Source organism: Salmonella sp. SAL-020, assembly GCF_017372215.1.
Classification (GTDB): domain Bacteria; phylum Pseudomonadota; class Gammaproteobacteria; order Enterobacterales; family Enterobacteriaceae; genus Salmonella; species Salmonella enterica.
Window position 1 is genome coordinate 1,880,094 of the sequence record NZ_CP071690.1, and the last position, 21,054, is coordinate 1,901,147.

The 21,054-nt window shown below is 52.4% G+C and carries 24 protein-coding genes and 4 pseudogenes; 27 read left to right on the forward strand and 1 reads right to left on the reverse strand.

All coding sequences use genetic code 11. From position 1 onward, the window contains the following. Nucleotides 1-4: 4 nt before the first annotated feature. The 26 genes and pseudogenes from J1G48_RS08955 to J1G48_RS23295 form a co-directional block, all read left to right on the forward strand. Nucleotides 5-355 (forward strand): HNH endonuclease signature motif containing protein, encoded by a 351-nt coding sequence (locus J1G48_RS08955; RefSeq protein ID WP_001135228.1) that lies wholly within the window; start codon nt 5-7, stop codon nt 353-355. A gap of 146 nt (nt 356-501) precedes the next feature. Beyond that, a complete protein-coding gene (locus tag J1G48_RS08960) occupies nt 502-939 on the forward strand; it encodes a phage terminase small subunit P27 family (protein WP_000501481.1) in 438 nt (145 codons plus the stop codon). Then, complete coding sequence (locus J1G48_RS08965) at nt 939-2,669, forward strand: terminase TerL endonuclease subunit (protein ID WP_000257219.1); 1,731 nt, start codon at nt 939-941, stop codon at nt 2,667-2,669. The genes J1G48_RS08960 and J1G48_RS08965 overlap by 1 nt, the downstream gene beginning before the upstream one ends. Further along, the gene (locus tag J1G48_RS08970; protein WP_000838395.1) at nt 2,666-2,824 is read left to right on the forward strand and encodes a hypothetical protein; all 159 of its coding nucleotides are present in this window, start codon (nt 2,666-2,668) and stop codon (nt 2,822-2,824) included. The genes J1G48_RS08965 and J1G48_RS08970 overlap by 4 nt, the downstream gene beginning before the upstream one ends. 116 nt (nt 2,825-2,940) lie before the next feature. Further along, nucleotides 2,941-3,897, forward strand: a pseudogene (locus tag J1G48_RS08975) (phage portal protein); the annotation flags it as partial. Between the two features lie 3 nt (nt 3,898-3,900). Further along, a pseudogene (locus J1G48_RS23290) lies at nt 3,901-4,035 on the forward strand (phage portal protein); the annotation flags it as partial. Beyond that, the gene (locus J1G48_RS08980; protein WP_000003793.1) at nt 4,028-4,630 is read left to right on the forward strand and encodes an HK97 family phage prohead protease; all 603 of its coding nucleotides are present in this window, start codon (nt 4,028-4,030) and stop codon (nt 4,628-4,630) included. The pseudogene J1G48_RS23290 and the gene J1G48_RS08980, both read left to right, overlap by 8 nt. Nucleotides 4,631-4,639: 9 nt before the next feature. Then, nucleotides 4,640-5,869, forward strand: a complete 1,230-nt coding sequence (locus tag J1G48_RS08985; RefSeq protein ID WP_000766103.1) for a phage major capsid protein — start codon at nt 4,640-4,642, stop codon at nt 5,867-5,869. 79 nt (nt 5,870-5,948) lie between these two features. Continuing rightward, a complete protein-coding gene (locus tag J1G48_RS08990; RefSeq protein WP_000927251.1) occupies nt 5,949-6,272 on the forward strand; it encodes a head-tail connector protein in 324 nt (107 codons plus the stop codon). After that, nucleotides 6,269-6,673: a phage head closure protein gene (locus tag J1G48_RS08995; protein ID WP_000776844.1), complete on the forward strand. Its 405-nt coding sequence runs from the start codon at nt 6,269-6,271 to the stop codon at nt 6,671-6,673. The genes J1G48_RS08990 and J1G48_RS08995 overlap by 4 nt, the downstream gene beginning before the upstream one ends. After that, entirely contained in the window at nt 6,645-7,157 is a 513-nt protein-coding gene (locus J1G48_RS09000) for a hypothetical protein (protein WP_001135695.1), read from the forward strand. Before J1G48_RS08995 ends, J1G48_RS09000 begins: the two co-directional genes overlap by 29 nt. Next, nucleotides 7,154-7,714: a hypothetical protein gene (locus tag J1G48_RS09005; protein WP_000779215.1), complete on the forward strand. Its 561-nt coding sequence runs from the start codon at nt 7,154-7,156 to the stop codon at nt 7,712-7,714. Before J1G48_RS09000 ends, J1G48_RS09005 begins: the two co-directional genes overlap by 4 nt. A 3-nt stretch (nt 7,715-7,717) precedes the next feature. Next, the gene (locus tag J1G48_RS09010) at nt 7,718-7,882 is read left to right on the forward strand and encodes a DUF2635 domain-containing protein (protein ID WP_000497739.1); all 165 of its coding nucleotides are present in this window, start codon (nt 7,718-7,720) and stop codon (nt 7,880-7,882) included. Further along, complete coding sequence (locus J1G48_RS09015; RefSeq protein WP_119795212.1) at nt 7,872-9,368, forward strand: phage tail sheath subtilisin-like domain-containing protein; 1,497 nt, start codon at nt 7,872-7,874, stop codon at nt 9,366-9,368. Before J1G48_RS09010 ends, J1G48_RS09015 begins: the two co-directional genes overlap by 11 nt. After that, on the forward strand, nt 9,368-9,724 hold the full coding sequence (locus J1G48_RS09020; protein ID WP_000515952.1) for a phage tail tube protein: 357 nt from the start codon (nt 9,368-9,370) through the stop codon (nt 9,722-9,724). The genes J1G48_RS09015 and J1G48_RS09020 overlap by 1 nt, the downstream gene beginning before the upstream one ends. 29 nt (nt 9,725-9,753) lie before the next feature. Next, entirely contained in the window at nt 9,754-10,047 is a 294-nt protein-coding gene (locus tag J1G48_RS09025; protein WP_080249853.1) for a phage tail protein, read from the forward strand. An 84-nt stretch (nt 10,048-10,131) separates the two neighbouring features. Beyond that, nucleotides 10,132-12,060 carry a phage tail tape measure protein gene (locus tag J1G48_RS09030; protein ID WP_000785387.1) on the forward strand — a complete coding sequence of 643 codons (1,929 nt, stop codon included), beginning with the start codon at nt 10,132-10,134 and terminating at the stop codon, nt 12,058-12,060. 33 nt (nt 12,061-12,093) lie between these two features. Beyond that, nucleotides 12,094-13,434 (forward strand): DNA circularization N-terminal domain-containing protein, encoded by a 1,341-nt coding sequence (locus J1G48_RS09035; RefSeq protein WP_000863817.1) that lies wholly within the window; start codon nt 12,094-12,096, stop codon nt 13,432-13,434. After that, nucleotides 13,431-14,489: a phage baseplate assembly protein gene (locus J1G48_RS09040; RefSeq protein ID WP_001066630.1), complete on the forward strand. Its 1,059-nt coding sequence runs from the start codon at nt 13,431-13,433 to the stop codon at nt 14,487-14,489. Before J1G48_RS09035 ends, J1G48_RS09040 begins: the two co-directional genes overlap by 4 nt. Further along, nucleotides 14,489-15,022 carry a phage baseplate assembly protein V gene (locus tag J1G48_RS09045; RefSeq protein ID WP_001273650.1) on the forward strand — a complete coding sequence of 178 codons (534 nt, stop codon included), beginning with the start codon at nt 14,489-14,491 and terminating at the stop codon, nt 15,020-15,022. Before J1G48_RS09040 ends, J1G48_RS09045 begins: the two co-directional genes overlap by 1 nt. A 4-nt stretch (nt 15,023-15,026) precedes the next feature. Then, entirely contained in the window at nt 15,027-15,440 is a 414-nt protein-coding gene (locus tag J1G48_RS09050) for a phage GP46 family protein (protein ID WP_000605050.1), read from the forward strand. After that, complete coding sequence (locus tag J1G48_RS09055; protein ID WP_001699732.1) at nt 15,433-16,512, forward strand: baseplate J/gp47 family protein; 1,080 nt, start codon at nt 15,433-15,435, stop codon at nt 16,510-16,512. The genes J1G48_RS09050 and J1G48_RS09055 overlap by 8 nt, the downstream gene beginning before the upstream one ends. A gap of 2 nt (nt 16,513-16,514) precedes the next feature. Further along, a complete protein-coding gene (locus J1G48_RS09060) occupies nt 16,515-17,102 on the forward strand; it encodes a putative phage tail protein (protein WP_001207832.1) in 588 nt (195 codons plus the stop codon). Next, complete coding sequence (locus tag J1G48_RS09065) at nt 17,089-18,651, forward strand: hypothetical protein (RefSeq protein WP_000554738.1); 1,563 nt, start codon at nt 17,089-17,091, stop codon at nt 18,649-18,651. Before J1G48_RS09060 ends, J1G48_RS09065 begins: the two co-directional genes overlap by 14 nt. Then, nucleotides 18,621-19,220, forward strand: a complete 600-nt coding sequence (locus J1G48_RS09070) for a tail fiber assembly protein (protein WP_015701331.1) — start codon at nt 18,621-18,623, stop codon at nt 19,218-19,220. Before J1G48_RS09065 ends, J1G48_RS09070 begins: the two co-directional genes overlap by 31 nt. A 134-nt stretch (nt 19,221-19,354) precedes the next feature. Then, nucleotides 19,355-19,468 (forward strand): annotated as a pseudogene (locus J1G48_RS23295) (hypothetical protein); the annotation flags it as partial. A gap of 36 nt (nt 19,469-19,504) precedes the next feature. Here J1G48_RS23295 and sseK3 read toward each other — a convergent pair. Then, nucleotides 19,505-20,512, reverse strand: a complete 1,008-nt coding sequence (gene sseK3, locus J1G48_RS09075) for a type III secretion system effector arginine glycosyltransferase SseK3 (RefSeq protein WP_000492926.1) — start codon at nt 20,510-20,512, stop codon at nt 19,505-19,507. Nucleotides 20,513-20,751: 239 nt separating this feature from the next. Between sseK3 and J1G48_RS09080 the strand changes: the two are divergent. After that, a pseudogene (locus tag J1G48_RS09080) lies at nt 20,752-20,946 on the forward strand (helix-turn-helix domain-containing protein); the annotation flags it as partial. Nucleotides 20,947-21,054: the final 108 nt, after the last annotated feature.

A 21,054-nucleotide genomic window follows, 5' to 3' on the forward strand; every position in this document is an offset into this window, starting at 1 on the left:
TTATATGCCACCAAGAACACCTAAATCCTGTCGTGTTCGCGGCTGTCGCAGTACAACAACAGATCCATCCGGATATTGTGAAAGTCACAGAAGCGAGGGCTGGAAACAATACAAGCCAGGACAATCCCGTCATCAACGCGGTTATGGTTCGAAGTGGGACGTTATCCGTGAGCGCATACTGAAGCGTGATAAAGGTTTATGCCAGTTATGTCTGCGTGCCGGTGTGGTGCGTGAGGCGAAAACTGTTGACCACATTATCCCTAAAGCGCATGGCGGAACTGATGCCGACAGTAATCTGCAGAGTCTGTGCTGGCCCTGCCATAAGGCGAAGACGGCTCGTGAACGGCTGAAATAAAAACCAGTTTCCACAGCCAGAGGGGAGGGGCGGGGTAAATCCCTGTGGCCTGACGTCTTCCGGACTGCCCGCCTCATCAAATTTTTACGCGCCAAAAATAAGAAACTTTTTTCCGGAAGGTTCAACCTATTGAACTGGAGGTTTTGATGGGTGCTGTTGTGAGATCTTCCGGTGGTGGCCGTAAGCGCAATTTGCCTTCGGGCCAGAAAAGCAAGCTGACCAGGATCGCACCGCCGGAAGAGTTAATGAGTGATATCGCGATCCGCATCTGGAAAACGCAGAGCAAAATTTTAATTGAGCGGGGCGTTTTTGATCTTGAAGACGCGCCGCTACTCCTGGCGTACTGCAATGCGTTTCACTTGATGATTGAGGCCGAAAAAGTCATCGCGGAAGAAGGCCTGACCGTATCAAGTGAAATGGGTGGTGAGAAAAAACACCCTGCAGTCAATGTCCGTAATGACTCCGTTTCGCAGCTCGCCCGTCTGGGTTCACTTCTCGGGTTAGACCCGCTCAGCCGCATAAGAATGACCAGCGGAAAAAATGATCCGGACGATGAAGGGAATGAATTTGATGAGTTTGACTGATGGCTACATATCCGAACGTCAATGCGGCGAACCAGTATGCGCGGGACGTCGTGAACGGGAAGATACTGGCCTGCCGGTTAACCATGCTTGCCTGTCAGCGACATCTTGACGACCTGGAACGTGCCAAAGATCCGCATTGGCCTTACCGCTTCGATAAAAATAAAGCAGAACGTTTCCTTCGCTTTTCCCAGAAAATGCCGCACACCTCCGGAGAGTGGGCTCGCCGGAAGTTGCGGATAGAATTTGAACCCTGGCAAAAATTTGCGCTGGGCGTGCCGTTTGGCTGGGTGCGCAAGGATACCGGTTTTCGCCGCTTCACTGAGATTTACATCGAGGTACCGCGTAAAAATGGGAAATCGGCGATTGCGGCCGCCGTCGGTAACTATATGTTCTGTGCAGATGGCGAGTACGCAGCGGAAGTTTACTGTGGTGCCACAACGGAAAAACAAGCCTGGAAAGTTTTTGCGCCTGCACTGGCGATGGTGAAAAAGCTGCCGGCGTTGCGTCAGAAGTTCTGTATCAAACCCTGGGCAAAGAAAATGACTCGCCCGGATGGTTCCCTGTTCGCGCCAATTATCGGTGACCCTGGAGATGGCGACTCACCATCATGTGCGATCATCGATGAGTACCACGAGCATGATACTGACGCGCTATACACCACAATGACTACCGGGATGGGGGCGAGGGAGCAGCCCATCACGCTGATCATCACCACGGCAGGCTTTGATATTGCCTCGCCTTGCTATGAAAAACGTACTCAGGTGGTCGAGATACTGGAGCGCATCCGGGAGGGTGGTGAAAACGAGGCAATTTTCGGGATCATCTATACCCTGGATGATGACGATGACTGGACACAGCCGGAAGCTCTGATCAAAGCCAACCCGAATTACAACATTTCGGTGAAAGAGGGATTCCTCAAGGCTAAACAGTTGCTGGCGATGTCCACGCCAGGCCAGACCAATAAAATACTCACCAAGCATTTCAACAAATGGGTGAGTTCTAAAGCAGCTTACTACAACCTGCAGAAGTGGATGACCGCAGCAGACAAAACGCTCAGACTGTCCGATTTTGCAGGTGAGGAGTGTTATCCCGGCATCGACCTGGCATCAAAACTTGACCTTAATGCAGTGGTGCCGGTATTCCGCCGTGAAATAGACGGCCTGAGTCATTATTACTGCGTTTCGCCTATGTTCTGGGTACCGGAAGACACCGTCTACGCCACGGACCCGGCGTTGAAAACTATTGCAGACCGTTACCAGTCTTTTGTTAATCAGGGCGTGCTGGTTCCGTCAGACGGTGCAGAAGTGGATTACCGCCTTATCCTGGAAGCGATCCTGAAATTACGGGAAACGGTGAAGATAGCCGCGAGTCCGATTGACCCCTACGGTGCAACAGGCTTATCTCATATGCTGCAGGATGAAGGGCTTGAACCTGTCACCATTACCCAGAACTACACGAACATGAGCGACCCGATGCGTGAGATTGAGGCTGCGATCGCTGCTGGCCGATTCCATCATGACGGTAATCCCTTGATGACCTGGTGTATTTCGAACGTGGTTGGCAAGTACCTGCCTGGTAGCGACGATGTTGTTCGCCCGGTGAAAGAAGGCGCAGGCAACAAAATTGATGGTGCAGTTGGCCTGATGATGGGGGTTGGCCGCGCAATGCTGAACGAGCCGAAAGACTTTCTTTCTAACCTCGATCCTGATGAGGAACTGTTATTCCTGTGAAATCACTAATTATCGATGTGGCCGGGGTGGCAGGCTTCGGCGCGCTGGTGGGAGGTATTTACCTCAAATTTGGCGCGGCGGTTGCTCTTATGGCTGGTGGTAGTGGCCTGCTGCTGTGGGCACTGCTGGCGGCCAGGAGAATAAAAACATGCTGATTGATGCCATTTTCAGAAGCAACTCGCTGGAAAACCCAGCTGTTCCGGTCACCGTTGAAGCGGTCGAAAACGACGGGATCTTTAATGGTGATGTGATTGTTAACCCCCGGACGGCAATGAAACTGGCGGCGGTGTATGCATGTATCTACGTTATTTCATCCAACGTTGCGCAGATGCCCCTGCACGTCATGCGGCGAACCGGGAAGAAGGTTGAAACTGCCCGCGACCATCCTGCCTTTTACCTGGTTCATGACGAACCCAATTCCTGGCAGACCAGCTATAAATGGCGCGAGCTCAAACAACGTCACATTCTGGGCTGGGGTAACGGATATACCAGAGTTCTCCGTCACCGCCGAACCGGTGAAGTCACTGGCCTTGAAGCCTGTATGCCGTGGGAAACAACGCTGCTGAACACCGGCGGGCGCTATACCTACGGCGTGTATAACGAAGAAGGTTCCTTTGCCATTAATCCTGATGACATGATCCACGTCAGGGCGTTGGGTAACGATCAGAAAATGGGGCTCAGTCCGGTTCTTCAGCACGCCGAAACCATCGGTATGGGTATGAGCGGGCAGAAATACACGGAAAGTTTTTTCAGCGGTAACGCCAGACCAGCGGGCATAGTTTCAGTAAAAGGAGAATTGAATGACGGCTCCTGGAAAAGGCTGAAAGAGATGTGGCAAAAAGCCACGGCGATGCTGCGCAGCCAGGAAAACAGGACAATGTTGCTCCCGGCTGAACTGGATTATAAAGCGCTGACGGTTTCCCCAGTCGATGCCCAGCTCATCGACATGATGAAGCTCAACCGTTCCATGATTGCCGGGATTTTCAACGTGCCGGCACACATGATCAACGACCTCGAAAAAGCCACCTTCTCCAATATTTCCGAACAGGCGATTCAGTTTGTTCGCTACACAATGATGCCGTGGGTGACGAACTGGGAGCAGGAGCTTAACCGTCGGTTGTTCACCCGCGCCGAACGGGAAGCCGGGTATTACGTGCGCTTTAACCTGGCGGGTTTATTGCGCGGTACTGCCAAAGAGCGCGCGGAGTTCTATCACTTCGCTATCACCGATGGCTGGATGAGCCGCAACGAAGCACGCGCGTTTGAGGATATGAATCCGAAAGACGGCCTTGATGAAATGCTGGTCAGCGTTAACGCCTCCCGGCCAGCCAAATCCACAACCCAGGAGAACACTCAAGATGAGTGAACGTGAAATTCGCTGTTACAGCGGCGAGGTGCGCGCAGAAACGCACGACAGCGAGCCCAGCCGGATCATCGGGTATGGTTCGGTCTTTGACAGCCGTTCTGAACTGATTTTCGGTTCGTTTCGCGAAATCATCCGGCCCGGTGCGTTTGATGAAGTGCTGAATGACGATGTACGGGCGTTATTCAACCATGACCCCAATTTTATCCTGGGTCGCAGAAGTGCGGGCACGCTGGCACTGACGGTTGATGAGCGGGGTCTGCGTTATGACATCACCGCGCCAGAAACTCAGACAATCCGTGATCTGGTGCTGGCACCAATGCAGCGCGGGGATATCAACCAGTCCTCTTTTGCATTTCGCGTCGCCCGCGACGGAGAGGAATGGTACCAGGACGAGGATGGTGTGGTGATTCGTGAGATTACCCGTTTTTCCCGTCTGCTGGATGTCAGCCCTGTGACATATCCGGCGTATCAGGAGGCAGATTCCGCCGTCCGCTCTATGAAAGCCTGGCAGGAGGCGCGCGATAGTAGCGCACTGCAGAAAGCCATTAACCAACGAATGGCGCGTGAGCGCGTCCTGACCCTTCTTAACGCGTAAGGAAAAACCATGAAATTGCATGAACTGAAACAAAAACGTAACACCATCGCGACCGACATGCGCGCGCTGAACGAAAAAATCGGCGATAACCCATGGACGGATGAGCAGCGTACCGAATGGAACAAGGCAAAATCTGAACTGGAAGCACTCGACGAGCGCATCGCCCGCGAAGAAGAGCTGCGCCGCCAGGACCAGACCTACGTTGATGAAAACGAGGAAGAGCAGCGCAATAATCAGGATCCTGATAAAGACCCGCAGCAGGACGAAAAACGCGGCCAGATTTTTGATAAATGGATGCGTCACGGCGCCAGCGAACTGAGTTCCGAAGAGCGCAAAGCCTTACGCGAACTGCGTGCGCAGGGTGTGGCGCCGGATGAAAAGGGCGGCTATACCGTGCCTGATACCTTCCTGGCGAAAGTGGTCGAACAGATGAAATCCTACGGTGGTATTGCCAGCGTGGCGCAGATCCTCGCTACATCCGATGGGCGCACTATGGAATGGGCCACTGCTGATGGTACCGCTGAAGTGGGTGTGCTGCTGGGTGAAAACGAAGAAGCGGGTGAAGAAGATACCGAATTCGGTATGGATAGTCTGGGCGCGCTGAAAATGACATCCAAAATTATCCGCGTATCCAACGAGCTGCTACAGGACAGTGCGATCGACATGGAAGCCTATCTCGCCCGCCGTATTGCGGAGCGCATTGGCCGCGGTGAAGCGCGTTACCTTATTCAGGGGACCGGCACCGGTACGCCAAAACAGCCTAAGGGTCTGAAAGCATCCGTAACCGGCACTACGCAGACGGCCGCTGCCGGAGCTGTTAAATGGCAAGAGATTCTGGCGCTGAAACACAGTATTGATCCGGCGTACCGCCGCGGGCCGAAGTTCCGCCTGGCGTTCAATGACAATACGCTGAAACTCATCAGCGAGATGGAAGACGGTCAGGGCCGTCCACTCTGGCTGCCTGATATCGTCGGCGTGGCGCCAGCATCAGTGCTGAATGTTCCGTACGTTATTGATCAGGAGATCGATGATATTGGCGCGGGCAAAAAATTCATGTTCTGTGGCGACTTCGACCGCTTCATTATCCGCCGTGTTCGCTACATGATCCTGAAGCGCCTGGTGGAGCGTTACGCGGAATTCGACCAGACCGGCTTCCTGGCGTTCCATCGCTTTGACTGTATTCTCGAAGATACCTCTGCGATTAAAGCGCTGGTGGGCAAAGGCTCGGCAAGCAGCTAATCCCTCTCACCTCTGAACAAACCATGCCGCGTTAAGCGGTTTTTTTGTGCCCGCCACCCGGCGGGCGCAGGAGGATCCTATGTTGCTTTCTCCTGAGGAGATCAAGTTGCAGCTCAGGCTGGATGAGGATTACGCCGATGAAGATAAATTTCTTGAGCTGTTGGGGCGGGCGGTTCAGGCCAGGACAGAAAATTTTCTGAACCGGAGACTTTATACGGCGGAGGCGGGGGTGCCAGCCGACGATCCGGAGGGGCTTATTCTCTCGGATGACATCAGGATGGGGATGCTGCTTCTGGTGACGCACTTCTACGAGAATCGTTCTACCGTCACCGAAGTGGAGAAAGTCGAACTGCCGATGAGCTTTAACTGGCTCGTCGGTCCATACAGGTACATCCCGCTATGAAACTCAGGCAGGCGCAGGCCAGCGCCACATACCTTTTGCCCGACCCAGGCGAACTTGACCAGCGCATTGTTATCCGGCGGCGTGTCGATGTTCCGGCTGATGACTTTGGCGTAACGCCGACGTACCCGGAGCAGATCCGGGCGTGGGCCAAAAAAGCGCAACCCGGCGCGGCAGCTTATCAGGGGGCTGTGCAGATAGAAAACAGGGTGACGCACTATTTCACCATCCGTTTTCGCCGCGGTATCACCGCCGATCATGAAGTGCTCCACGACGATATTTCTTATCGGGTTAAACGGGTCCGTGATCTGAACAGTAAACGCCGCTTTCTGTTGCTCGAGTGCGAAGAGCTGGGTACCGATAACGGGAGTGACTATGCCGCAGAAAGCATATTTACACGTTGATTTTGAACAGCCGGAAACGCTTGTTTTTAACCGGGCGCGTATGCGCCGGGCGTTTGTCAGTATCGGGCAGGTACATATGCGCGATGCCCGCCGCCTGGTCATGAAGCGGGGGCGTTCCGGACCCGGCGATAATCCTTCATACAGAACGGGAAAACTGGCACGCTCCATCGGGTATTACGTTCCGCGGGCATCCAGTCGCCGTCCTGGATTGATGGTGAAAATTGCCCCTAATCAGAAGAACGGGGAAGGGAACCGCCCGATCTCAGGCGCATTTTACCCTGCCTTTCTGTTCTACGGTGTTCGCCGTGGGGCGAAGCGTAAGAAAGGCCATCATCGAGGCGCATCAGGCGGCAGCGGCTGGCGTGTGGCACCACGTAACAACTACATGACTGAGGTTCTGGATAAACGCCGCAGCTGGACACGTTATGTGCTCTCCCGCGAATTGCGAAAATCACTCCGTCCTCAGCGAAGGAAGAAAAAATGAAATTAACCCCGATTATTGCGGCACTTCGCAGCCGTTGCCCTCGGTTTGAAAACCGTGTGGGTGGCGCAGCGCAGTTTAAAGCGATACCGGAGGCCGGAAAGCTCAGGCTACCAGCCGCGTATGTTGTGCCAGCCGAAGACGTCACGGGTGAGCAGAAATCGCAGACCGACTACTGGCAGGATTTGACGGAGGGTTTTTCCGTCATCGTGGTACTCAGCAACGAACGGGATGAAAAAGGGCAGTGGGCTTCTTACGACGCAGTTCACGACGTCAGGCAGGAAATCTGGAAGGCGCTGCTGGGGTGGGAACCGGACCCGCAGGCGCATGAAATTCAGTATGCGGGTGGGATGCTTCTCGATCTGAACCGCCACGAACTGTATTACCAGTTCGACTTCACGGTGAAGTATGAAATTACCGAAACAGACACCCGCCAGCAGGATGATCTGGACGGCCTGCCCGACCTTAAAACGCTCAGTATTGATGTTGATTTTATCGAACCCGGTACCGGGCCAGATGGCGACATCGAGCACCACACCGAAATTACATTTCAGGAATAAACCATGTTTGTGAAACCCGCAAAAGGGCGATCGGTTCCCGATCCGGCCCGTGGCGACCTTTTACCTGAAGGAGGTCGAAATGTTGATGAGAATAACTACTGGCTGCGCCGCGAGGCCGCTGGTGATGTCCGGCGCACGAATAAAAAGGTGAAAACAAATGGCGATTAGTTTTAATTCCATCCCGTCAGATACGCGGGTTCCGCTGTTTTATGCCGAGATGGATAACTCGGCGGCAAATACCGCCCGGGACAGCGGGGCATCACTGCTGATTGGTCACGCCAGCAATGATGCGTCAATTGCCGTCAACAGTCTTGTTCTGGTGTCATCGGTTGATTATGCCCGTCAGATTTGCGGTGCAGGAAGCCAGCTGGCCCGTATGGTCGGGGCGTACCGTAAGACCGATCCATTTGGCGAACTGTATGTCATTGCCGTACCTGAATCCACAGGCGCGGCAGCAACCGTCGCTTTGACGGTAACTGGCGAAGCGACGGAAACCGGAACGGTGAATGTCTATACCGGCCGAACCCGCGTTCAGGCTCCCGTGACCAGCGGTGATGACGCTGCGGCGGTGGCTGTGAGCATTAAGGATGCGGTCAATGCAAACCCTGATCTTCCCTTTACGGCAACATCAGAAGCGGGGGTGGTGACACTGACTGCGCGCCACAAGGGGTTATATGGAAATGAAATTCCGGTCACTCTCAATTATTACGGCTTTGGCGGTGGGGAGGTGTTACCGGCAGGTGTGAATATTACGGTTGCCAGCGGCGTGAAGGGGGCTGGTGCGCCAGCTCTTAACGACGCGGTGGCAGCGATGGGAGATGAGCCGTTCGATTATATCGGCCTTCCGTTTAACGGCACGGCATCGGTGAACACGATGGCAACTGAAATGAATGATTCCAGCGGTCGCTGGAGTTATATCCGGCAGTTGTATGGTCACGTTTATACGGCGAAGACGGGGACGCTGTCGGAGCTTGTGGCCGCGGGTGACCAGTTTAACCTGCAGCACATCACCCTGGCGGGCTATGAGAAAGACACCCAGACGCCTGCTGATGAACTGGCTGCAAGCCGTACTGCCCGTGCTGCGGTTTTTATCCGTAACGATCCGGCGCGCCCGACCCAGACCGGGGAACTGGTGGACATGCTGCCGGCACCGAAAGGCAAACGCTTCACGACGACTGAACAGCAGACGTTACTTTCCCACGGTGTGGCAACGGCGTATGTGGAAAGCGGCGTGCTGCGTATTCAGCGGGATATCACGACGTACAGGAAAAATGCGTATGGTGTGGCGGATAACAGCTACCTTGACAGCGAGACGCTGCATACCAGTGCTTATGTGTTGCGCCGTCTGAAATCTGTTATTACCAGTAAATACGGGCGCCATAAACTTGCTAATGATGGTACGCGTTTCGGGCCTGGTCAGGCCATTGTCACGCCTGCCGTTATCCGTGGTGAGCTGGGATCAACATATCGCCAGCTGGAGCGGGAAGGCATCGTGGAAAACTTCGATCTGTTCCAGCAACATCTGATAGTTGAGCGTAACGCGAACGATTCGAACCGCCTTGATGTGCTGTTTCCGCCTGATTATGTCAATCAGTTACGTGTGTTTGCGGTGCTTAACCAGTTCCGTCTGCAGTACAGCGAGGAGGCTGCATAATGGGAAAAATTGCGGGAACAACATATTTCAAAATCGACGGACAGCAACTGTCGGTAACCGGAGGGATTGAAGTCCCCATGAACACCAAAGTTCGTGACGACGTGATTGGCCTGGATGGTTCCGTTGACTACAAGGAAACCAGCCGGGCACCGTATACGAAGGTGACCGCCAAAGTGCCGAAAAACTTCCCGGTCGATAAAATTACGTCTTCTGATGTCATGACCATCACATCAGAGCTGGCAAATGGTCAGGTGTATGTTCTCTCAAACGCCTGGCTGCACGGCGAAGCCAACCATAACCCGGAAGAGGGCACCGTGGATCTTGAGTTCCACGGTGAGGAGGGATTTTACCAGTGATAAAAGAACTTGTGCTCAAAAAGCCGATTATGGCGCATAACGAAAAGCTTCATGTGCTGGAGCTGCGCGAACCGTCCTACGATGAAATCGAAGCCATTGGTTTTCCGTTCACCGTTTCCGGTGATGGCGGCGTCCGGCTGGACAGTTCGGTTGCTCTGAAATATATCCCTGTGCTGGCAGGTATTCCACGCTCCTCGGCAGCGCAACTGGCAAAACTGGATATTTTCAAAGCCTGTATGTTGATCCTCAATTTTTTTACCCGGTCGGAGACGGAGGAGGACTCAGAAAGCGGGTCTACAACACCGCATACTTCTGGCGAATAAATCCCCTGGAGCTCCGGCGGGCGGCGATATCCGATTTTCTGGAGCTGGAGTCGGAGGCTGTCCGTATCAATGAGGAAATGAAGCATGGCTGACAGTTTCCAGTTAAAGGCCATTATCACTGCCGTTGACCAGTTATCGGGTCCGCTGAAAGGGATGCAGCGGGAACTGAAGGGATTTCAGAAAGAAATGGCCGGGCTGGCGATCGGTGCTGCCGCTGCCGGGACCGCTGTTCTTGGGGCGCTGGCGCTGCCCGTGAATGCTGCGATCGGCTTTGAGTCAAAAATGGCTGACATCCGGAAGGTGGTTGACGGCCTGGATGATAAAAAAGCATTCGCGCAGATGAGTGACGATATCCTGACGCTGTCCACACAGTTACCGATGGCGGCGGAGGGAATTGCAGAGATCGTGGCGGCGGGCGGGCAGGCAGGCATTGCCCGCGGCGATTTGATGCAGTTTGCGAACGACGCAGTGAAAATGGGTGTGGCGTTTGATACCACTGCCGAAGAGTCCGGTCAGATGATGGCGCAGTGGCGGACAGCGTTCAGACTGACGCAGGAAGACGTGGTTGTCCTGGCCGATAAAATCAACTATCTGGGGAATACCGGCCCGGCAAATGCGAAGAAAATTTCTGATATCGTGACGCGGATTGGTCCGCTGGGCGGTGTTGCCGGAGTGGCATCCGGCGAAATTGCCGCGATGGGCGCCACCATTGCCGGGATGGGGGTTGAATCAGAAATTGCCTCCACCGGCATCAAAAACTTCATGCTGTCGTTAACCGCAGGTAATTCGGCAACCAAAGCCCAGAAACAGGCTATGGCTTTCCTGAAGCTGAATCCCCGGAAACTCGCTGAGGATATGCAAAAGGATTCGCGCGGGGCCATGCTGAAGGTGCTGGACTCGCTCGCGAAAGTGCCAAAAGCTAAACAGGCCGCCGTCATGAATGCGCTGTTTGGCAAGGAGTCACTTAGCGCGATTGCCCCGCTGCTGACCAACCTGGATTTGTTACGCACCAATTTTGATCGTGTGGCTGATGCCCAGGAATATGGCGGCTCGATGCAGAAGGAATACGCATCCCGCGCGTCCACAACAGAAAACCAGCTGGTTCTGCTGAAAAACAGCGTCAATGCGATTTCGGTAACGCTGGGCGATACCTTCCTGCCCGCCATTAACGAAGCTGCAGAAGCGGTCATGCCTTACCTGGAGCAGCTCCGGACATTCGTTCGCGCGAATCCTGAACTGGTTCAGTCTGCGGCGAAGTTCGGCGCGGCGCTGCTGGCTGTTGGCGTATCCATTGGCAGCCTGTCCCGGGCTGTCAAAATCCTGAACAGTGTCATTAACCTCTCTCCGGCGAAAGTCGCCATTGCGGCGCTGGTGGCCGGCGCTATGCTGATCATTGAGAACTGGGACGATGTTGCTCCGGTGATTAAGGCGGTATGGCAGGAGGTCGATAACGTTGCGCAGGAGATGGGCGGATGGGAGACGGTGATTGAAGGGGTTGGTCTGGTTATGGCTGGTTCTTTTACCGTCAGGACCATTGGTGCCCTGCAGCAGTCCGTCCTGCTGGCCGGACGGCTTTCCGGTCTGCTGGGTAAAATTGGCCGGATGGGGGCCATGACGCTGACAATTGGCGTGGCGGTGTCACTCTTTAAAGAGCTTAAGGATCTGGAGCAGGGGGCAAAGGATGCGGGTATGGATGCTGGCGCATTCGCTGTACAGAAGCTGCAAACGAAGGAGCGTGAACGCGGGTATAACGGTTTTATTCCCAGACTCAAAGAGCTTCTTGGTATGGACACCCCGATTCCGCAGGGGCGTTATCAACCTTATGTGCCACTGACCCGGCGTTCTGGCGTACTCGGGCGAGCTGTCCCGCCATCAACGCAGCGCAGCGAACTCAAAGTGACATTTGAGAATGCACCACAAGGTATGCGTGTGACTGATATACCGAAATCCGGTAATCCATTGATGAACATCAGCCATGATGTGGGTTACTCACCCTTTCGTACATCACGATAAACCTGCTCCGGCAGGTTTTCTTATGGGGTAAATATGGCTTTTTTCTCCTCAACTGGCTGGCGCGGGCGCCTGCGTGATGCATCATTTCGTGGAGTGCCTTTCTCCGTTGAAGATGATGAAAGCACGTTTGGACGCCGCGTACAGGTACATGAATATCCGAACAGGGATAAGCCCTGGACGGAGGATTTAGGTCGCGCCACGCGCCGCCTGACGATAAATGCTTATCTTGTCGGTGATGATTACGCAGACAGGCGGGATCGTCTTATTGGTGCCATTGAAACCGCAGGCCCTGGTACGCTGGTCCATCCGCAGTATGGCGAAATGCAGGGCAGCATTGACGGACAGGTCAGGATCACTCACAGCAGTACAGAAGGGCGCATGTGTCGTGTCTCCTTTCAGTTTGTGGAAAGTGGTGAACTTTCTTTTCCTGTGGCGGGAATGGCAACGGCGAAGCGCCTGGAAACATCAGGCGGGCTTTTCGACGATGCGATTGACAGTATGTTTTCCACATTCTCGTTGTCAGGTATTTCTGATTTTATCCAGAACGATGTCATTGCCGATGCTGCCTCCATGCTGGGCGATGTTGCCGATGCTTTCAGGATGGTTGACTCCGGCGTGTCTGCCGCAATGCGGCTGTTACAGGGGGATTTGTCTGTCATTCTGATGCCACCGGGCGCCGCAAGTGATTTCGTTAACGCACTGCAAAAAGCCTGGCGCTCAGGTGACAGGCTCAGAGGCAGTACATCGGATCTGGTCACGATGATAAAAACGATGTCAGGTATCACCCTTGATCCCGGTCTTTCCCCCCGTGGCACCTGGCCCACTGACTCCGGATCTGCTGCGAAACAGAAAATGCAACGCAATATGATCGCAGCCGCCATCAGGACAACAGCCATCAGCACAGCCGTCCACGCCGTGACAACACTGAAGCAGCCGCGTGATGTACCTGATGTCCGGGGCGTAAATCAGCCTGCAGGAACAGGCCGTGACTCAGACATTATCACTGTCATGCACCCGGCGCTGGATGGTGTACAGACAGTCAGTAATGGCAGCTTTCCACCGAATTATGAAGATCTGAAAGCTATCCGGACCGCGCTCAATGCTGCGATTGACCAGGAGCAGTTGCGTATCCGGGATGATGTGCTTTTCCAGCAAATTTCCGTTATGCGGACGGATCTCAATCGCGATATTTCTGCACGACTGGCACAGGTTGAACGTACTGCATTGCGAACGCCTGATGATGTTCTGCCTGCACTGGTACTGGCTGCAGCCTGGTATGACGACGCCGGGCGGGAATCTGATATCCTCACTCGTAATCCCGTTCCCCATCCGGGATTTATCCCGGTTGAGCCGCTGAGGGTTCCGGTACGATGAATAATACGGTTTTTTTACGCGTCAACGGGCGTGACTGGGGAGGATGGACGTCAGTACGGATAAGTGCGGGCATTGACCGTATTGCCCGGGACTTTAATGTCTCGATCACCCGGCAGTGGCCTGGTGGAGAAGACGTACCGCCAGTAAAAAATGGTGACGCTGTAGAGGTACTCATTGGCGATGATTTAGTTATTACCGGCTGGGTTGAGGCGTTACCGCTACGTTATGATGCGCAGACCATTATGACGGGCATTGTCGGGCGCAGCAAAACGGCAGATCTTATCGACTGTTCTGCATCGCCTGCACAGCATAACGGGAAAAATTTATTCCTGATCGCCAGCGCACTTGCCCGGCCATTCGGTGTGGACGTTGTTGATGCAGGCGCGCCGGCAGCCGCCGTTATTGAGGCTCAGCCGGAACATGGTGAAACGGTTGTGGACTGTCTGAACAGGCTGCTTGGACAGGCTCAGGCGCTGGCATATGACGACGAACGGGGACGGCTGGTTCTCGGCAGGCCGGGCAGTATGAAAGCAGCCACGGCACTGGTACTTGGCGAAAATATTCTTTCCTGTGATACCGAGCGTAGTGTTCGTGAGCGTTTCTCCAGTTATCTGGTTACGGGGCAGCGTCCTGGTACGGATGACGATTTCGGCGAGGCAACCATTGCTGCTATCCGGCAGAGTACTGGTGATGCAGGCGTCACGCGGTATCGTCCCCACACCATTCAGCAGTCAGGAACTGCCACAACTGACAGCTGCAAATCCCGCTGTGAATTTGAAGCCCGTCAGCGTGCGGCGAAAACGCTGGAAACCACCTATACCGTACAGGGATGGAGACAGGGGAATGGCGAATTGTGGAAACCGAATCAGGCCGTGGTGGTGTATGACCCGCTGAACGGTTTTGACAATGAAACGCTGGTGATCGCCGAAGTGACGTACAGCCAGGACAATAACGGCACCCTGACCGAAATCCGGGTGGGGCCTGCGGATGCCTATCTTCCTGAACCATTCAGGCCGAAAGCGAAGAAAAAAGTCAGTGAGGAGGCAGATTTCTGATGGCTAACCATCCTCTTCAGAACATGATAACGCGCGCAGTCATTACCGCGATTGATACCGTCAGAAAATGCCAGACTGCCGGACTGAAACTTATTGCCGGTGAAAAAAAAGAGAATGTGGAGCATCTTGAACCTTACGGTTTCACCTCTGCAGCACAGAATGGCGCAGAAGCGGTGGTATTGTTTCCCGGCGGTGGCCGTTCGCACGGAGTGGCTGTGGTTGTGGCTGACCGCCGCTTCAGACTGAAAGGGCTGGCGCGCGGGGAAGTCGCGCTATATGACGATCAGGGGCAGTCGGTCACATTAACCCGAGCCGGAATAGTGGTAAATGGCGGCGGAAAGCCAGTTATTTTCACGAATGCCACTAAAGCACGTTTTGAAATGCCGATCGAATCCACTGGCGATATCAGGGACAACTGTGACAGCAGTGGAAAAACGATGGCTGAAATGCGCACGACCTATAACGGTCATACCCATAAAGAAAATGGCGATGGCGGCGGTATAACCGATAAGCCTGGCCAACCCATGAGCTGACACCATGATCCTTTATGTTAATGGAATCCGTAAGGATGCCACGGCTTCGCTCGACTTTCTGACGCGGGCAGTGGTGATTTCTCTTTTTACCTGGCGCCGGGCGGAGCGGGATGACAGGACCCCACAGCCATACGGCTGGTGGGGGGACACCTGGCCTGCTGTTCAGAATGACCGCATCGGTTCCCGCCTCTACCTGCTGAAACGCCGCAAACTCACCAATAAAACGCCGCAGGATGCCCGCGAATACATGCAGCAGGCGCTGGCGTGGATGACAGACGATGGCGTGGCGGCACGTATTGATGTGACATCTGAACGCACAGGAACAGATACCCTGGCAGCTGGCGTGACGATATATCAGCGGGACGGGGTAATTCACAATATTACATTCGATGATATATGGAGCAAACTTAATGGCTGACAGTCAATTTGCACGTCCTGAACTTCCTCAGTTGATTGCTACCATTCGCAGCGATTTACTGACCCGTTTTCAGCAGGATGTTGTGTTACGTCGCATGGATGCCGAGGTTTACAGCCGGGTACAGGCTGCTGCCGTACATACGCTGTATGGTTATATCGATTATCTGGCCCGGAATATGCTGCCTGATATGTGTGATGAGGACTGGCTTTACCGTCACGCGAGGATTAAGCGTTGTCCCAGGAAAAATGCCGTATCTGCGAAGGGATTTGCACGCTGGGATGGTATTGCCGGAACGCCGGAGATCCCCGCGGGTACACAGATTCAGCGGGATGATCAGGTTACATTCACGACCCTGCAGACGGTGAAAGCTTCCGGCGGCCTGTTACGTGTGCCGGTTATTGGTGATGTGGCGGGAACTGCCGGTAATACTGACGATGGTACGGCGTTACGCCTTGGCACGCCGATTACTGGTATTCCTTCTACAGGTTACGCTGACACTCTGACCGGGGGGGCTGATACAGAGGAGCCTGAAACGTGGCGCGCGCGCGTCATGGAACGCTATTACTGGATACCACAGGGGGGCGCTGATCCTGATTACGTCATCTGGGCAAAGGAAATCGCGGGAATAACCCGTGCGTGGACATTCCGCCATTATAAGGGGACCGGCACCGTTGGTGTGATGGTGGCTACCAGTAACCCGGTGAATCCGGCTCCTGGCGACGATCTCGTTAAGGCTGTACGTGACCATATTTTGCCGCTGGCACCTGTTGCTGGCGGCGGACTCTTTGTTTTCGCTGCCACTGAAAAAAGCATTCCGGTAACAGTCGCACTGGCCAAAGATACCCCGGAAATTCGTACTGCCATTATTGCGGAGCTAAATGCGCTGATGCTGCGTGATGGCGCGCCGTCCGGAAAAATTTATGTTTCGCGAATCAGCGAGGCGATAAGTCTGGCGACCGGGGAAGTGGCACATCAGCTGCGTGTGCCGGCGGCAGATGTGGTGCTGGGAAAAACTGAACTTCCTGTCCTGGGGAATATAACCTGGGCCACCTATACCGGGGAGAACGGATAACTATGGCATTACAGGACGAATATACGCAGTTACTTTATCACCTTCTGCCGGAAGGGCCTGCCTGGGACGGAGAAAACCCACTGATTGAAGGGCTGGCGCCGTCGCTGAACCGGGTACATCAGAGAGCGGATGAACTGATGGCTGAAATTGATCCGGCCAGAACCACAGAACTGATAGACCGTTATGAACAGCTGTATGGCCTGCCTGATTCCTGTGCACCGGAAGGCGTTCAGACATTACAGCAGCGCCAGCAACGGCTGGATGCAAAGGCAAATGTTGCTGGCGGTATAAACGAGAGGTTTTATCGGGAACAGCTTGATGCGTTGGGGTATACCGCTGCCACCATTGAGCAGTTTCAGAATCTCGACAGCACACCCGATCCTGAATGGGGGGAATTCTGGCGTTACTACTGGCGTGTGAATATTCCGGCTGATGCGAACATCAGCTGGCAGACCTGTACAAGCACCTGCGACTCTGCGATCAGAACGTGGGGCGATACTGTTGCTGAATGTGTGATTGATAAGCTTTGTCCGTCACATACGGTTGTTGTTTTTGCTTATCCGGAAGGAAAAGAGAATGCACAGAATTGATACGCCCACCGCGCAAAAAGATAAATTTGGTCAGGGAAAAAACGGATTTACGAATGGTGATCCCGCCACGGGCCGCCGCGCAACGGATCTCAACAGTGATATGTGGGATGCAGTCCAGGAAGAGGTCTGTACTGTTATTGAAGCCGCCGGCATACCACTCAGTAAAGGCGAACATACGCAGCTTCACGCCGCCATTGGCAGGCTGATCGATGAACAGGTTAAAACCCGTCTTGAAAAAAATCAGAATGGCGCGGACATCCCGAATAAGCCGCTGTTTCTCCAGAACGTCGGTTTAGGAGAAACGATAAATCTCGCTGCAGGGGCCCTGCAAAAATCGCAGAACGGCGGCGATATTCCTGACAAAAAACAATTTGCGAGAACCATCGGTGCGGTAACGTCAACCACCATTACACTTGGCGAATCAGGCTGGTTCAAAATCGCCACGGTTGTAATGCCGCAGGCTACATCAACTGCGGTGATTAAACTGTACGGTGGGGCGGGGTTTAACGCTGGTTCACCTGAACAGGCGGCAATCAGCGAACTGGTATTGCGTGCCGGTAATGGTTCACCTGTTGGAATAACCGCCACATTATGGAGGCGTTCACCTTCTGCTGCTAACGAGGTCGCATGGGTTAATACATCAGGCGACACCTACGATATTTATATTAATATCGGCCAGTATGCGTACTGGTTAATTGCGCAATATGATTACACCGGTAATGCAAATGTCACGCTGCACAGTACGCCTGAATATTCATCAGTTCAGCCGGGAAACTCAACCAGCGGTCAGACATATACACTGTTTAATAGTCTGATGAAACCCACAGCCGGTGACGTTGAGGCACTGTCAGTTAATGGAGGGAGGCTAAACGGTCCGTTAGGCATTGGTACTGATAATGCGCTGGGTGGTAATTCGATTGTATTCGGAGATAACGATACAGGGTTTAAGTGGCACAGTGACGGCGTTCTGGGGATTTATGCCAATAATGCTCTGGTTGGTTATATCGACAATTCCGGGCTGCACATGTCAGTAGATGTTCTCACTAATGGTGCCGTACGCGCAGGCAACGCAAAAAAACTGTCACTGACGAGCAATAATAATTCGACAATGACAGCCACGTTTAATTTATGGGGCGACGCAAACAGGCCAACAGTTATTGAACTGGACGACGATCAGGGATGGCATCTGTACAGCCAGCGAAATCCTGACGGTTCGATTGTCTTTACGGTCAATGGAGATATCACCGCTAACACGCTTCGTGCAAGCGGGGCTATCTATCAGAATAACGGCGACATCTTTGGTTCGCTATGGGGAAATGGCTGGTTAAGTACCTGGATTAATAATAATCTCGTCTTAGATGTTCAGTTAGGGGCTGGCACATCAGTGACTACCTGGAACAATGCAGGTTCCTGGCCTAACACTCCCGGATATGTAGTTACCTCCGTCTGGAAAGATTATCAGGGCGAAAATATTGATGGTATTAATTATGCGCCTTTGCAAAAACGAGTCGGGAGTCAGTGGTATACCGTACAAGGGGGAACGGTATAATGAAAAAATATCAGAATATCAAAAATTTCAGACTTATTGACGCGCCCGTAAACAGGGATAAAACTCAGGCTGAAATAAATATAGGTGCATATTTTCTGGAGTCGGACGATGGACAGGACTGGTATGAGTGTCAGTCATTATTTTCTGATGATACTGCAAAAATAATGTACGACCATGAGGGGGTTATCTGGGGTGTTGTTAATAAGCCAGTCCCGCAACGAGGAAACACATATTCTGTATCAATGTTGTGGCCGGTTAATATGTCTGTTGCGGAAATAGACGCTGCTGACTGCCCTGATGATTGCCGTGGTGATGGTACGTGGTTATATCAGGACGGTAAAGTCGTTCAACGGGGTTATTCTCCGGAAGAGCTGCGTAAAAAGGCGGAGGCTGAAAAAGTTCGCCGCCTTGCTGAGGCTGAATCAGCCATCGCACCACTGGCACGGGCAGTAAAACTAAAAATTGCCACAGATGAAGAGATTAAACGGCTGGAAGCATGGGAACTTTATAGCGTAATGGTAAACAGGGTGGATACATCTGCGCCTGACTGGCCGGATATACCACGCTAAATATTCAGGCGGGTTTATTACCCGCCTTTTCTTTTTCCTGTCGTTGTGCCATCAACCTGACAGCCGGTACAAATAGCCCCCTCTTGTGTACTGACCTGAAAATATACTCACCCCTTAACCACGGAGTTAACCGGATGAGTGATTTTCACCACGGCACGCAGGTCATCCAATTTAATGGAGGTACGCGCGTCACATCCACGATATCGATCGAAATCGTCAGTATGGTCTTTACGTTTAGCTTTGCCGAAACATTGCTCGCGTTTATATCATACGTTTGCAAATAATTATCTCCAGGAGCTGATAGTCAAACTGCTGGTATCCATAAAAATATGTTCATGCTTAAATTCTATAAAATTACAAAACTCTTCATAATTGTGCCGTATAGAACAATTAAAATAATGCCTTAGCCCACCGCAGACACCATCAATGTATGGATCGCCATAAGGTTTACTGTGCATAATTTCAAGTCCTTTTTTCAATGCCGGATGCTCGCTGCGGTTAACGGCGATAATCCCATTTTCAAGACTCATGCTATTACCTTTACGACTTACATGAACAGCAATACCATCAGGTAAATACAAAGTGCCGAGTTTACCTGTAAGTAACATATCAGCATCAAGATATATGCAGCCACCTCCAGGTTGCAGGTGATGGCAGCCATGTTTGCCCGCCTCCAGAAAAGCATTACTTCCTTTTAATAAAAAAAGATTTCTGTAAAAATCAAACCGTACATGTCCCAAGCGTTTATCATGGGACGAAACAAGGGACTCCTCTGGATTGTTCTTTAAAACTTCATTTAAACTCTTTTTTATCTCACCAAGCAGATATTCATCTCTGACATTTGCTGGTTGAGCTTCAATTTTAGCGATGTTTTCTAAATAAATATCTGATAGTTTCTTGTCATACATGCTATAATCCAGGTCGGAATTATAGATAACCTTTATATTTTCATATTGTTTTTCCAGCTTTGCTAATGCTTTCTTTTGTCCAGCACTAAAATTCCCATCAACTAAAACCCCGATAGTTCTCTCTTTTTCTATTATAGCGGCGTTGATAATATTATTGAGATAGGGGTTTTGTTGAGTATTAATAATTGGGATCTGGTTTTCCCCAAACCTGCTTGGGTTTCGTTCAAACCATTGAAAAAGTAGGGGGGTGTGCTGATCTAATGGCAATAAAGGATATTCAACTCCGGCAAAGTTTGCACTACCTGATGAAGGCAGAGTAATAGCTGGAGTTGCAGTATGAGAATAGTTCTGGCATGAAAGAAAACCTCTGACTCGAGAAAACATTTTTCAACCCTTACGCTATTAATATAACATACCATGATTTGAGATTGATAAGATATCGGGTTTTAACCTTAGTTTAATAAATTGGAAGATTTTTGTATGAAGATTTGCTACCGTATTTTCGTGCCATAGCTATCTGAAACGATAGTTTTTACTTGGTTAGGGGGGGCTTAAAATTACATTTTTGAATAAGTATTTTATACTTCTTATACGATATGTTTTTATTGTATTGCAGGGGGACAGGGGAGATTGGCGGGCGAAGACCAAAGTTATCACCTGAGCAATGGGCGCAGGCCGGGCGTCTGATTGGGGCAGGAATACCGCGACAGCAGGTAGCGATTATTTATGATGTGGGGCTGTCGATACACGGGCTGTACTGGATTCTGTTATCGGCTAACCGGAAGGGAGTTAAAAAACGGGATTACCGCGCTAACTAGAAGCATGAGGGAAGGTTGTGGCATCCGGTGAACCTGTAGGAATCCCATAACTGATTAAGGACGGAAACCACCAGATGCCACGAAGATGTTATGGCGCATGTTGTTGTG